Source organism: Mariprofundus erugo (assembly GCF_005818865.1).
Lineage (GTDB): Bacteria > Pseudomonadota > Zetaproteobacteria > Mariprofundales > Mariprofundaceae > Mariprofundus > Mariprofundus erugo.
Genome location: NZ_VBRY01000001.1, coordinates 57,577 through 70,625 on the forward strand (window position 1 = coordinate 57,577; position 13,049 = coordinate 70,625).

Consider the following 13,049-nt stretch of genomic DNA (forward strand, 5'->3'; position numbering starts at 1 on the left):
GAACTGGTTGCAAGAGGGAGGCTTCGGCCTCCCTTTTTGCTTTGTGTGTTGCCATGCCATTGTATCTTTGCTGTGCTATGATCATCCGGTGATGTGAGTGCAGGTGGTGATATGGATGCCTATGTCAGCAATGATGCCGGGTTTTCGGGCTCCTCTGTGAGTGAGGTCGATTTGTCGAGGCGGATGTTTCTTGCCTGGCTGGGGATCGGGCTGGCTTCGCTGGCGTTGCCCGTGCCCTTGTGGGCGATGGATGATGGCCGTCGCACTTACCAGGAAACCATCACAGTGCTTTCCGGTCTGTACCGGGGAGAGGTGGAGTCACATCTGCGCTATAAGGCTTATGAAGCGCGGGCGCTGCAGGAGGGGCATGCCAACATTGCCCATCTGTTTGCGGCCACGGCTGATTCAGAGGCGATCCATGCGCAGCGCTTCAGTGAAATTCTGGCCCGGCTCGGGGTGGTTGTGGTGCCTGCCGAACAGTTGGCGGGCGAACTCGCTTTTCATGTCGGCAGTACAAAGGAAAATCTCAGGCAGGCTACGGAAGTGGAGCTGGCCGAGATTGACGTGCGCTATCCTCAATATCTTGCCCGTATGCGTGCTGAAGGCGTGGAGGGTGCGCTTAAGGCGGTTGCCTATGCCTGGCGGTCGGAGCAGCAGCATCGTGAGCTGATAAAAGATATTCAGTCCGGTACGGGTATCTTTTTCGGTATGCTGGTTGAGCGCTTTCGTACCACGCCCGTTCGTTATTTTGTCTGTCAGCATTGCGGTTCGACACTGACGGCCATGCCGGTTGAACGCTGTCCTGTCTGTGGTTTTTCAATCGAGTGGTACAAGGAGATTCCGCTTCCGGCAGGCTGAGCAGCATGCCGGCTGGCGTCTGGCGCGACGGTGTTGCGATTGAGGCTTGGTTTCCTCTCGCCAGTTCATAGGATGCGAGCATGAGCATGCAATCTATTTCCTCCCGAATTATTACCCTGAAAGGTGCTGATGCGCTGTCCGATTTCCGGCGCGAGAAACTTGTCGATGCGATGCGCCGGCAGGGCATGGCACCGGCGTCTGTCTGCGCCCATTATATTCATATCGCCGAAGTGAATGATGGCTGGTCGGATGACGATACGCTCCGTCTGGCGCAGTTGCTGGATCATGCGCCGGAGGTGTTCGGCGAACATGCCGCAGATTCCCTGTTTGTGGTGGTACCTCGCATTGGTACGATCAGTCCATGGTCTACCAAGGCGACGGATATCGCCGGCTTGTGCGGGCTGAGTGCATTGATTCGTCTTGAGCGCGGCGTTGTCTACCTGATTGATGGTCTGGCCCGCGATCAGCATGCGGCAGCAGCGGCTCTGTTGCATGACCGGATGACCGAGTCGGTGCTTGCCGATGTGGATGAAGTGGCCCGTTTGTTTGCCCATCACCAGCCGGCACCGCTGAGTCGGGTTGATGTGCTTGCCGGCGGGCGCGATGCGCTGGAAGTGGCGAACCGCGAGATGGGGCTGGCACTTGCGGCCGACGAGATTGATTACCTGCTGGAAAATTTCCGCCGTCTGGGGCGTAACCCGGTGGATGCGGAGCTGATGATGTTTGCCCAGGCGAACTCGGAGCATTGCCGTCATAAAATTTTTAATGCGGATTGGGTCATCGATGGCGAGAAGCAGGATCGCTCGCTCTTTTCGATGATTCGTAATACCCACCAGCTTCACCCTGAAGGAACGCTGGTTGCCTATGCTGATAACTCATCGGTGATTGAGGGGGTGAAGGCCCGTCGTTTTTATCCCGGAGAGGATCGTCGCTATCAGGCGCATGATGATGATACCCATATTCTGATGAAGGTGGAGACCCATAATCATCCGACAGCGATTTCGCCCTTTGCCGGCGCTGCCACCGGATCCGGTGGCGAGATTCGTGATGAGGGTGCAACCGGCGTCGGCTCCAAGCCCAAGGCCGGTCTGTGCGGTTTTTCCGTCTCCAATCTGCGTATTCCCGGCTTTGAGCAGCCGTGGGAACATGATTTTGGTAAGCCTGAGCGTATTGTCTCGGCACTGGATATTATGGTCGATGGCCCGATTGGTGCTGCTGCATTCAACAATGAGTTCGGCCGGCCGAATCTGGCTGGCTACTTCCGTACCTATGAGCAGGAGGTGGCAGGCGAGCTGCGCGGTTACCACAAGCCGATCATGATTGCCGGCGGTGTCGGTAATATCGATGCCCGCCATATCTACAAGAAAGAGGTGCCTGCCGGCAGTCTGATTATCCAGCTGGGTGGCCCGGCGATGCTGATTGGTCTCGGTGGCGGAGCTGCCTCCAGTATGGATACCGGCGCCAATGCCGAGTCGCTCGACTTTGACTCGGTTCAGCGCGGTAATCCGGAGATGGAGCGCCGCTGTCAGGAGGTGCTTGATCGCTGCTGGCAGATGGGTGATGCCAACCCGATTCTCTTTATCCATGACATCGGTGCCGGTGGCCTCTCCAATGCGGTCCCCGAGCTGATTAATGATGCCGGTCGTGGTGGCTGGGTCGATCTGCGTGCGGTTCATAATATGGAGCCGGGCATGAGCCCGATGCAGATCTGGTGCAATGAGGCGCAGGAGCGTTATATGCTGGCGATTGCGCCGCAGTCGCGCGATCTGTTCACGGCGATCTGTGAGCGTGAACGCTGCCTGTTCGCTGTGCTCGGTGAAGCAACCGAAGTGCGTGATCTGGTGGTCAATGATGCGGAATTTGATAATCAGCCGGTCAATCTGCCGCTTGATATCCTGCTGGGTAAGCCGCCGAAAATGACCCGTGATGTAGGACGCAGGGATGCCGCCTGCGAGTCGCTTGATCTCTCTGCGATTGATGTAAAAGAGGCCATCGGGCGCGTGCTGCGCCTGCCTGCGGTCGGAAGTAAGGAATTTTTGATTACCATTGGTGATCGTTCGGTGACCGGGCTGGTGGCCCGTGATCAGATGGTCGGGCCATGGCAGGTGCCGGTGGCCGATGTGGCGGTAACCGCGACTGATTATGCCGGTTATACCGGTGAGGCGATGTGCATGGGTGAGCGTACGCCGATCGCCGTGCTGGATGCGCCGGCATCCGGTCGCATGGCGATCGGTGAGGCGCTGACCAATATTGCCGCTGCATCGATTGCGAAAATCGGTGATGTGAAGCTGTCCGCCAACTGGATGGCGGCCTGTGGCCATGCCGGTGAAGATGCCCGTTTGTACGATACGGTGAAGGCTGTCGGTATGGAGCTCTGTCCTGCGCTGGGCATCTCTATCCCTGTCGGCAAGGACTCCCTGTCGATGAAATCTGTCTGGGGGAGCGGCGATCAGCGACGTGAAATGACCTCTCCGCTGTCGCTGATTATTTCTGCGTTTTCTCCGGTGACGGATATCCGCCATACGCTGACGCCTGAGTTGCAGATGGATCAGGGGGATACCGATCTTCTGCTGCTTGATCTTGGTTGCGGTCAGCATCGACTGGGTGGTTCATCACTGGCGCAGGTCTATGGTGTGACCGGTGATGCGGTGCCGGATGTGGATGACCCTGCCTTGCTGAAGGCATTTTTTGATGTCATCCAGCGCCTGAATCGTGAGGGCTTGCTGCTGGCATATCATGATCGCTCTGATGGTGGTCTGTTTGTCACGCTGTGTGAAATGGCCTTTGCGGCACGAGCCGGCATGACGATTCACCTAGAGACGCTCAGTGGCGACCGTTGTGGTGACGAGGCAAGAGTGCTGTTTGCCGAAGAGTTGGGGGCGGTTATCCAGATTCGCCGCAGCGAGCGTGAGCGTGTGCTGGCGCACCTGGCGGATGCCGGTGTTGCCCATATCGCCCATGTCATTGGTCATCCGCGCACCGATGGCCAGATCTATATGGCTTGCCACAAGCATGCCGTGGTGGATGAACATGTGCAGGTACTGCAGCAGATGTGGGCGGAAACAAGTTTCCGCATGCAGTCGCTGCGGGATCATCCTGATTGCGCCCGTGAAGGTTTTGAGGCGCTGGCCGTTCGAGGTGCCGGCGGGCTGATTGCCGAGCTGACCTTTGATCCGTCTGAAGATATCTGTGCGCCGTTTGTGCATAGTGCCCGCCCGCGTATGGCGGTGCTCAGGGAGCAGGGCGTCAATGGCCAGGTCGAGATGGCGGCGGCATTCGATCGCGCCGGTTTCGAATGTGTGGATGTTCATATGTCCGATATTATCAGCGGACGTGTGCAGCTGGCTGACTATCAGGGGCTGGTGGCTTGCGGCGGCTTCTCCTTTGGTGATGTGCTGGGGGCGGGGCGTGGCTGGGCCAACTCTGTACTCTTTAATGAGCGTGCACGTGACCAGTTTGAGACCTTTTTCCATCGTCAGGACACCATTGCGCTGGGTGTCTGCAATGGCTGTCAGATGATGAGTAATCTCAGCGCCATGATTCCGGGGGCAGCAAACTGGCCTCGCTTTGAACGTAATCGTTCCGAGCAGTTTGAGGCACGCCTGCTGCAGGTGGAGGTGCTTGAGTCGCCGTCGCTGTTCCTGTCCGGTATGACTGGTTCGAAGTTGCCGCTGGTGGTGGCTCATGGTGAAGGTCGTGCTGTATTTGCCCGGGAAACAATGCGGGCGGATGCGGTGGCTGCGTTGCGTTTTCTTGCTCCCGATGGCACGCCTGCGACAACCTACCCGTATAATCCCAACGGTTCACCGGATGGTTTAACCGGTTTTACTACGCCGGATGGTCGCTTTACGATCATGATGCCACACCCCGAGCGCCTGTTCCGTACGGCCCAGTATTCGTGGCACCCGGCGGCCTGGGGTGAGGATGGACCATGGCTGCGGATGTTCCGCAATGCACGTCATGCGCTGGGTTGATGGTGTCAGGCGGCACTGGCAGTGGCGATGTGTAAACGCTTCTGATAACTTGCGGCGCCGTTATGACTAATAATACACGATTCGTATTTGTTACCGGCGGGGTGGTCTCCTCGCTTGGCAAGGGCATTGCAGCAGCAAGCCTTGCCGCTCTGTTTGAGGCGCGCGGATTGCGCGTGACCATGCAGAAACTTGACCCCTATATTAATGTCGATCCGGGCACGATGAGTCCTTTTCAGCATGGTGAGGTATTCGTGACCGATGACGGCGCGGAAACTGACCTTGATCTGGGCCATTACGAGCGTTTTACCCATGCCACGATGTCGAAACGGTCGAACTTTACGACCGGACGTATCTATGAGTCGGTCATTCGCCGGGAGCGCCGTGGTGATTACCTCGGTGCGACAGTGCAGGTGATTCCGCATATTACGGATGCCATCAAGAATGCCATTCTTTCGCTGCGTTCTGACGATGTGGATATCGCGCTGGTGGAAATTGGCGGCACGGTTGGTGATATCGAATCACAGCCGTTCCTTGAGGCGATTCGTCAGCTGCGTTTTGATCTGGGGCGTAAAAATACGGCCTATGTGCACCTGACACTGGTGCCGTATATTGCTTCTGCCGGTGAGATGAAGTCCAAGCCGACCCAGCATTCGGTCAAGCAGCTGCGTGAAATCGGCATTCAGCCGGATGTGTTGCTGTGCCGTTCCGAGAAGCCGATTCCGAAGGGGCAGAAGGACAAGATCGCCCTGTTCTGTAATGTCGATAAGGATGCAGTGATCGATGCACCGGATGTGGATACCATCTACGGTGTGCCGCTGACGCTGCGTGATGGCGGCCTCGGTTCTGTTGTGCTCAATCATTTCGGTATGGAGAACATCGAGCCTGATCTCTCTCCATGGGTCGACATCTGCCGTAAAATCCGCGAGTCGAAGCAGGAGATCCGCATTGCCATGGTTGGCAAGTATGTGGAGCTGGCCGATGCCTACAAGTCGGTCAATGAGTCCCTGATTCATGGCGGTATGGAGCACGGCGTACGGGTGAAGATCCAGTATGTTGATGCGGAGTCTCTTGAGGTTGAAGGCATCGGTGCGCTTGAAGGCGTGCATGGTATTCTGGTGCCCGGCGGTTTCGGCCAGCGCGGTACCGAAGGCAAGATGCTGGCCATCCGTTATGCCCGTGAAAACAACATTCCGTTTTTCGGCATCTGTCTCGGAATGCAGCTGGCTGTGATTGAGTTCGCACGCCATGTGGCAGGCCTTGAGCGGGCGACCAGCAGCGAATTCGACGAGCGTGCCGAGCAGCCGGTGATCGCCCTGATGACCGAGTGGGAGCAGGATGGCGGTGCACGTGTGCAGCGCAGCTCCGACAGTGATCTGGGTGGTACGATGCGTCTGGGTGGTTATCCGTGTCGCCTGGTTGAGGGTACGCATACCTTTGCGGCTTATGGTCAGCAGGATATCCGTGAGCGCCATCGTCACCGTTATGAGTTTAATAACACCTATCGTGAGCAGCTGGAAGCGGCTGGTCTGGTTGTATCAGGTACGCTGCCGGATAATTCACTGGTTGAAATTGTCGAGTTGAAAGACCACCCGTGGTTTGTCGCCTGTCAGTTCCATCCGGAATTCCTGTCCCGGCCATATGCGCCGCATCCTTTGTTCGCCGCCTTTGTCGGAGCAAGCAAGGGACAGGCTGACGTCTGATGGCTGCAACGGTTTCAGTCGGTGATATCCGTATTGCCAATGATTTGCCACTGGTTTTGCTGGCGGGACCGTGTGTCATTGAGGGGGAATCATTTACGCTGAAAACAGCGGAAGCGATTGCCTCGATTGCCGGGCGCTGTGGTGTGCCGCTGGTTTTCAAGTCCAGCTTTGACAAGGCGAACCGTACCAGTCGGAACGGTTTCCGCGGTCCCGGCATCGATGAAGGGCTGGCTATTCTGCAAAAGGTGAAGGATGAGCTTGGCCTGCCTGTGATCACGGATGTGCATGAAGCCGATCAGGTGACGGCTGTGGCCGAGGTGGCGGATATTCTTCAAACCCCGGCATTTTTGTGTCGGCAGACCGACTTTATCGATGCGGTGGCTCGTTGCGGCAAGCCGGTAAATATCAAAAAGGGACAGTTCCTTGCGCCCTGGGATATGCAACATGTGCTCGACAAGGCGCGTGCGACCGGCAATGAAAACATCATGCTGTGTGAGCGTGGTGCCAGCTTTGGCTATAACAACCTGGTTTCCGATATGCGCTCGTTGCTGATCATGCGCGAGTTCGGGGCGCCGGTTGTGTATGATGCCACACATTCGGTGCAGCAGCCCGGTGGTCTTGGTGGTGCTACCGGCGGTAACAGGGAGTTTGTGCCCGGCCTTGCACGTGCAGCTGTGGCAACGGGTGTGGCAGCACTGTTTATGGAGGTGCACCCCGATCCTGATCAGGCGAAGTCGGATGGTCCGAACTCGCTGGCACTGGCGGATCTGGAAGCCTTGCTGATGAAGCTGAAACAAATCGATACGGTCATCAAGGAGCCGGGCTGAGGCTGCTTAAGGGCATAATACCGTCGATTAAAACGGTGTTTGTCTGATAGACGTGTGATCTCCCCCTGCGTACCTTTCGGAAAAAATAATCTCAAACGCGTCGGCAATGGGGCCGGCAAGGAGTACAAAGTGAGTGAAATTGTAAAAGTATATGGTCGCGAAATTTTTGATTCGCGCGGCAACCCGACAGTCGAGGTCGATGTTACACTGGCCTCCGGCGCATTTGGTCGCGCGGCAGTTCCGAGTGGTGCCTCTACAGGTACCCGTGAAGCGGTTGAACTGCGCGATGGCGACAGTCGCCTTGGCGGCAAAGGGGTAAGAAAAGCTGTTGCCCATGTAAACGGCGAAATTGCAGCTGCAGTGGCCGGGCGCGATGCGGCTGATCAGCAGGGGCTGGATGATTGCCTGATTGCACTCGATGGTACGCCGAACAAGGGGCGCCTCGGTGCCAATGCCATTCTCGGTGTATCTATGGCCGTTGCCAGAGCGCAGGCGGTTGAGCAGGGAAGCTCCCTGTTCCGCTATCTCGGTGGTGATAAGGCAACCCTGCTGCCAGTGCCATGCATGAACGTGATCAATGGCGGTTCCCACGCTGATAACAGCATCGATTTCCAGGAATATATGATTGTACCGGTGGGGGCATCCTCGTTTGCCCAGGCACTGGATATGGGGGCTGAGGTTTTCCACTCACTGAAGTCTGTGCTTAAAAAGGCCGGTCATGTGACTGCTGTGGGTGATGAAGGCGGTTTTGCACCGAACCTGGGCTCCAATGAAGAGGGTATCACCGTTATTCTTGAGGCCATTACCAAAGCAGGCCTGAGGCCTGGTGATGACGTGGCACTTGCATCGGATATGGCCGCTTCCGAATTTTATCGTGATGGCAGCTATGTGCTGGCCGGTGAAGGTAACCGCAAGCTGGATTCAGCCGGTATGGTTGATCTGATTGACTCGCTGTGCCGTCAGTATCCGATCCTTTCAGTCGAAGATGGTCTGGATGAGGGTGACTGGGATGGCTGGAAGCTGCTGACCAGTCAGGTCGGTGGTCGTGTTCAGCTGGTCGGTGATGACCTGTTTGTGACCAACCCTGCGATCCTGAAAGAGGGTATTGAAAAGGGTATTGCCAATGCTCTGCTCGTCAAGGTGAACCAGATTGGTACCCTGTCCGAGACCATTGCTGCGGTGAATATGGCGCATGATGCCGGTTACCGTTGCATGATGTCTCATCGCTCAGGTGAAACCGAAGACGCAACCATTGCTGATCTTGCTGTTGCTCTGGCAACCGGTCAGATCAAGTCCGGTTCGGCTTCCCGTTCCGATCGTATGGCTAAATACAACCAGCTGCTGCGTATTGAGGAAGAGCTCGGGGCACAGGCCCGTTATGCAGGTCGGGCGGCCTTTGCTCGTTAAGTGGCGCTACGGCGCTGCTGTTATCCTCGGAAATGGGTAGGCATATCGGTCGCTGGCTGCTCTGGATTGGCGGAGCAGCCACGATCGGCTACATGAGCTGGAACCTGGTGCTCTCTGATCATGGCTACCTGGTCTATCGTCAGGAGGCGGCCCAGCTTCAGCTTTTGCGTGATGAGGTTGATGAGCTCAAACGGCAGCGGGAGTTGCTGTCCCAGCAAATTCTGCATTTGCGCAATGACCCTGATGCACTGGAAGAGCTGGTGCACCGGGAACTTGGCTATGTTCATCCGGATGAGTTCATGCTGATTATGCCGGATGAGCCTGACGGAGCGGCGCCATCGCCGGAAGCTGGCAGCAAATCCGCAGCTTCTGATCGCCGGCACTAATGCGCAGAGAGATCGAAAGAGTGGGATTGGCATCATGATCATAACAAGATTTGCTCCTTCACCGACAGGTTTGTTGCATCTGGGAAATGTCCGTACGGCACTGTTGAACTGGCTGTATGCACGCAAACATGGCGGTCGATTTTTATTGCGCTTTGAAGATACGGACAGAGATCGTTCCGAGCAGGTCTTTATTGATGCCATTCAGCAGGATTTGCACTGGCTGGGATTGAACTGGGATGGCGATGTGCTGTTTCAGTCCGGTCATGCCGTCAAACATCGTGCGGCACTTGATTCACTTGCAGCACAGGGACTCGCCTATCGTTGTTTCTGCTCCGAAAGCCAGCTGGGGCTGGATCGCAAGCTTTCTGCTGCCCGTGGCCTTCCGCCCCGCTATGTCGGCCGTTGTCGCCATCTCTCTGTTGATGAGGCAGAGGTGCGCGCCGCCAGTGAATCATTTGTCTGGCGTCTGGCTGTCCATGCCGATGAAGGTGCGGTCACGGTGCCCGATCTGTTACATGGTGATGTGGTCTTTGCCCGTCGGGATCTCGACGATCCTGTCGTGGTTCGTTCTGATGGCAGCTTTACCTTTCTGTTGCCGAATGCCGTTGATGATGCTGTGGATGGTATCACCCATGTGTTGCGTGGTGATGATCACCTGACCAATTCAGCCTATCAGGCATGGCTGGTCGGCGAGCTTGGTTATGCGGCACCTGTTTATCTGCACCATGGCCTGTTGCTGGGTATGGATGGCAGCAAGCTTTCCAAACGAAGTGGCAGTCACAGCGTGGCCGAGCTGCGTGAAGAGGGACTGCTGCCGCTGGCACTGGTGCAGGCGATGGCTCGTCTGGGGCATCCCAATATGCCTGACTCGGCCCATGATGCCATGCAGCTGGTTGAGTATTTTAATGCAGCCCATGTTTCCACCAGTTCTGTACGCTGGTCGGATCATGAAATGTGGCGCTGGCATACCCGTTTGTTGCATGAGCTGGATCGGGCGTCGCTGCTGCCATTGATCCGTCCGTGGTTGCCAGAGGTGGATGAGGCCCGGCTGCTCTCTTTTGCGGCACTGATCGAGCGCAATATCGAGCGCGCGGGTGATGTGGTTCAGTTCCGGCGCCTGCTTGATGTAGCGGCACCTCTGGAGGAGGAGGCGCTGCCGGTGATGCGTGAGGCGGGGGCGGCGTTCTATCGTCAGGCACTGGCGGCCTGGCAGGAGCTGGAGGATGCTGACTGGCGCTCGTGGACGGCGGCGGTCAGGGAGCGAACCGGTTGCAAGGGGAAGGCGCTGTTTATGCCGCTGCGTGTGGCTTTGTCGGGGGCTCTGCACGGGCCTGAGATGAGTGATGTGGTCAGCTTCCTCGGCAGTGATGAGATTGAGGCGAGGCTTGGCAGCGCCATTGAACAGGCGGAATCATGAGTTTACACGTATATAATTCACTGCGGCGCGAAAAAGAGCTGTTTCAGCCATTGCAGGCGGGTAAGGCGGGGATGTATGTCTGCGGTGTGACCGTATATGACTACAGCCATGTCGGCCATGCCCGCGTGATGATTGTGTTTGACGTCATTTATCGCTGGTTGATGCAGCTTGGCTATGATGTCGATTATGTGCGCAACTTTACCGATGTGGACGACAAGATTATTGCCCGGGCAGCAGAACGTGGCATTGCCATTGATGCGCTGACCGGCGAAATGATTGCAGCCTTTCATGCCGATGCCGATGCACTTGGCTGCCTGCGCCCGACGCATGAGCCCCGTGCGACAGCCCATATGGACGCCATGATTGCAATGATTCAGTCATTACTGGACAAGGATATCGCCTATGTCGCCGATTCGGGCGATGTGATGTATGCCGTACGTAAATTTGCACCGTACGGCCAGCTTTCAGGCAAGAAGATTGATGAGCTTGAGGCGGGCAGTCGCGTGGATGTCAACCAGAGCAAGCGGGATCCGCTTGATTTTGTGCTATGGAAAATGGTCAAGCCGGGTGAGCCTGCATGGCCATCGCCATGGGGTGACGGGCGACCGGGCTGGCATATCGAATGTTCGGCGATGAGTTGCAGCCATCTGGGTACCACCTTTGATATTCATGGTGGTGGTATGGATCTTAAGTTTCCTCACCATGAAAATGAGATAGCACAGGCCTGTGCTGCCAATGGGGGTGATTTCTCCCGTTACTGGCTGCACAACGGCTTTGTGAATATCAATGCCGAGAAGATGTCCAAGTCGCTGGGGAACTTCTTTACCATTCGTGAGGTGCTGGAGCGTTATCAGCCTGAAATTTTACGGATGTTTATGCTGGGTACCCATTACCGCTCGGCGATAGATTTTTCAGATGCGGCGCTTGATGCGGCGAAGGCGGCACTCGATCGCCTTTATGAGACGCGCAAACGTTTGCAGCAACTCGGTGTTGAGGTTGTTGCCGCAGCGGATGCTGTGCCCGAAGCGTTTGGCGCGGCGATGAATGATGACTTTAACACGCCGGAAGCACTGGCTGTTTTGTTTGAATATAGCCGGGCCATTAATAAAGGGCTTAATGCCGGTGAAGATGTGGCGGCTCTGATTGCAGGCTTTGGCGCGATGTGCGCGCTGCTCGGCATTGTGCAGCAGGATGGCGAGCGCTGGTTCCGTGGTGAAGAGGGCGATGATGAAGCGGCTGCGATTGAAGCGCTGATTGCCGAGCGGTTGCAGGCAAGAAAAGGGCGCGACTTCGCCCGCGCCGATGCGATTCGTGCGGAGCTGGCGGCGAATGGAATTATTCTTGAAGATGGTCCCGGTGGTACCAGCTGGAAACGTGCCTGAAAAGCATGTTTGACAGTGTTGAAGCAGTGGCCGACGGGGCGAACGGAGTAGATGAATGACCGAATCAAAAATTGAAAAGAGTCTGGCACTGATCCGGCAGGCGGTGGCTGAGTACGGCCCTGATGTCGCATTCGCCTGCAGTTTTGGTGCCGAAGATGTGGTGCTTCTGGATTTGATCAGTCGGGCCGGGAGATCGATCGCCGTCATTACTCTCGATACCGGTCGTTTGCCTCAGGAGACCTATGATGTCATGGATGCCTGTCGCAAGCGCTATTCGATGCCGATTGAGGTCTACTTTCCTGACGCTGCAGAGGTTGAGGCGATGGTGCGTGAGCACGGCCTGAATCTGTTTCGTGATTCGGTCGAGTTGCGCAAGCGTTGTTGTGAAATTCGCAAGATTCATCCGTTGCGCCGGGCACTTGCCGGCCGTAAAGCCTGGATGACGGGCGTGCGCCGCGATCAGGCGGATTCGCGCCAGCAGATGGCGGCGGTTGAGGATGATGCGCACTTCGGTATCAGGAAGTTTAATCCGCTGATTGAATGGAGCGAAGCAGAGGTGTGGGCTTATATCCGCGAACATGATGTACCCTATAACGCGTTGCATGACCGCCACTACCCGTCGATCGGCTGTGCTCCGTGTTCACGGGCGATTGCTGTCGGCGAGGATCCGCGTGCCGGCCGCTGGTGGTGGGAGCAGGAGGATGGTGTGGCCGAGTGCGGCTTGCATGCCAGCCCGTTAAAGAAGCGCTGATGTGTCGGTGCTTTGCTGAAACGTAAGAAGCTGACCGGTCGGGTCAGCTTCTTATGATCTGTCTGTTTTAAGGTCAGTCAGAAGCTGACCCTGTAGTGTGGATCAAGCCAGCATTTTGGCAGTGCCTCACCGGAAGCAAAGCTCAGCTCCGACTTTTGGATGCTGACAGGCTCCCCCGCCTCTTCACCGGCATGGAAGCGTACCCTTACCGTTGCCGAGTTGGGATCTGTCAGTTCAGACAGCTCCATGACATGTGCAAGGTCGCTGGATTTTGCATTTCTCAGATACATATTAAACCTCCTTGTGCGGACTTCACGAGCAGCGTTTCGACTCTGAGTATAGGTGCC

General features: G+C 56.5%; 10 protein-coding genes. 9 read left to right on the top strand and 1 reads right to left on the bottom strand.

Going from position 1 to position 13,049, the window contains the following annotated elements; translation table 11 throughout:
- Positions 1–93 precede the first annotated feature (93 nt).
- The 9 genes from FEF65_RS00325 to FEF65_RS00365 all read left to right on the top strand — a co-directional run bounded on the left by FEF65_RS00325 (position 94) and on the right by FEF65_RS00365 (position 12,702).
- On the top strand, positions 94–858 hold the full coding sequence (locus tag FEF65_RS00325; RefSeq protein ID WP_238701082.1) for a rubrerythrin family protein: 765 nt from the start codon (positions 94–96) through the stop codon (positions 856–858).
- A gap of 80 nt (positions 859–938) precedes the next feature.
- Positions 939–4,832, top strand: coding sequence for a phosphoribosylformylglycinamidine synthase (gene purL, locus FEF65_RS00330; protein WP_138237797.1), 3,894 nt, complete (start codon positions 939–941; stop codon positions 4,830–4,832).
- A 62-nt stretch (positions 4,833–4,894) separates the two neighbouring features.
- Entirely contained in the window at positions 4,895–6,532 is a 1,638-nt protein-coding gene (locus tag FEF65_RS00335; protein WP_138237798.1) for a CTP synthase, read from the top strand.
- Positions 6,532–7,359, top strand: coding sequence for a 3-deoxy-8-phosphooctulonate synthase (gene kdsA / locus FEF65_RS00340; RefSeq protein WP_170304398.1), 828 nt, complete (start codon positions 6,532–6,534; stop codon positions 7,357–7,359). The genes FEF65_RS00335 and kdsA overlap by 1 nt, the downstream gene beginning before the upstream one ends.
- A gap of 129 nt (positions 7,360–7,488) precedes the next feature.
- A complete protein-coding gene (gene eno, locus FEF65_RS00345) occupies positions 7,489–8,766 on the top strand; it encodes a phosphopyruvate hydratase (protein WP_138237800.1) in 1,278 nt (425 codons plus the stop codon).
- 32 nt (positions 8,767–8,798) lie between these two features.
- Positions 8,799–9,152: an FtsB family cell division protein gene (locus FEF65_RS00350; protein WP_138237801.1), complete on the top strand. Its 354-nt coding sequence runs from the start codon at positions 8,799–8,801 to the stop codon at positions 9,150–9,152.
- Between the two features lie 34 nt (positions 9,153–9,186).
- Positions 9,187–10,569, top strand: coding sequence for a glutamate--tRNA ligase (gltX, locus tag FEF65_RS00355; protein WP_138237802.1), 1,383 nt, complete (start codon positions 9,187–9,189; stop codon positions 10,567–10,569).
- Entirely contained in the window at positions 10,566–11,951 is a 1,386-nt protein-coding gene (cysS, locus tag FEF65_RS00360) for a cysteine--tRNA ligase (RefSeq protein WP_138237803.1), read from the top strand. The genes gltX and cysS overlap by 4 nt, the downstream gene beginning before the upstream one ends.
- 55 nt (positions 11,952–12,006) lie before the next feature.
- Positions 12,007–12,702 carry a phosphoadenylyl-sulfate reductase gene (locus FEF65_RS00365; protein ID WP_138237804.1) on the top strand — a complete coding sequence of 232 codons (696 nt, stop codon included), beginning with the start codon at positions 12,007–12,009 and terminating at the stop codon, positions 12,700–12,702.
- Positions 12,703–12,779: 77 nt separating this feature from the next.
- Here the strand turns inward: FEF65_RS00365 and FEF65_RS00370 are convergent, their stop codons facing one another.
- Positions 12,780–12,992: an acetyltransferase gene (locus FEF65_RS00370; protein ID WP_138237805.1), complete on the bottom strand. Its 213-nt coding sequence runs from the start codon at positions 12,990–12,992 to the stop codon at positions 12,780–12,782.
- Positions 12,993–13,049: the final 57 nt, after the last annotated feature.

What these genes read in the sequence shown, in the direction of transcription:
- purL (WP_138237797.1), top strand. Translation starts at nt 939, where the DNA reads ATGAGCATGCAATCTATTTCCTCCCGAATTATTACCCTGAAAGGTGCT.
- FEF65_RS00335 (WP_138237798.1), top strand. Translation starts at nt 4,895, where the DNA reads ATGACTAATAATACACGATTCGTATTTGTTACCGGCGGGGTGGTCTCC.
- kdsA (WP_170304398.1), top strand. Translation starts at nt 6,532, where the DNA reads ATGGCTGCAACGGTTTCAGTCGGTGATATCCGTATTGCCAATGATTTG.
- FEF65_RS00350 (WP_138237801.1), top strand. Translation starts at nt 8,799, where the DNA reads ATGGGTAGGCATATCGGTCGCTGGCTGCTCTGGATTGGCGGAGCAGCC.
- gltX (WP_138237802.1), top strand. Translation starts at nt 9,187, where the DNA reads ATGATCATAACAAGATTTGCTCCTTCACCGACAGGTTTGTTGCATCTG.
- cysS (WP_138237803.1), top strand. Translation starts at nt 10,566, where the DNA reads ATGAGTTTACACGTATATAATTCACTGCGGCGCGAAAAAGAGCTGTTT.
- FEF65_RS00365 (WP_138237804.1), top strand. Translation starts at nt 12,007, where the DNA reads ATGACCGAATCAAAAATTGAAAAGAGTCTGGCACTGATCCGGCAGGCG.
- FEF65_RS00370 (WP_138237805.1), bottom strand. Translation starts at nt 12,992, where the DNA reads ATGTATCTGAGAAATGCAAAATCCAGCGACCTTGCACATGTCATGGAG.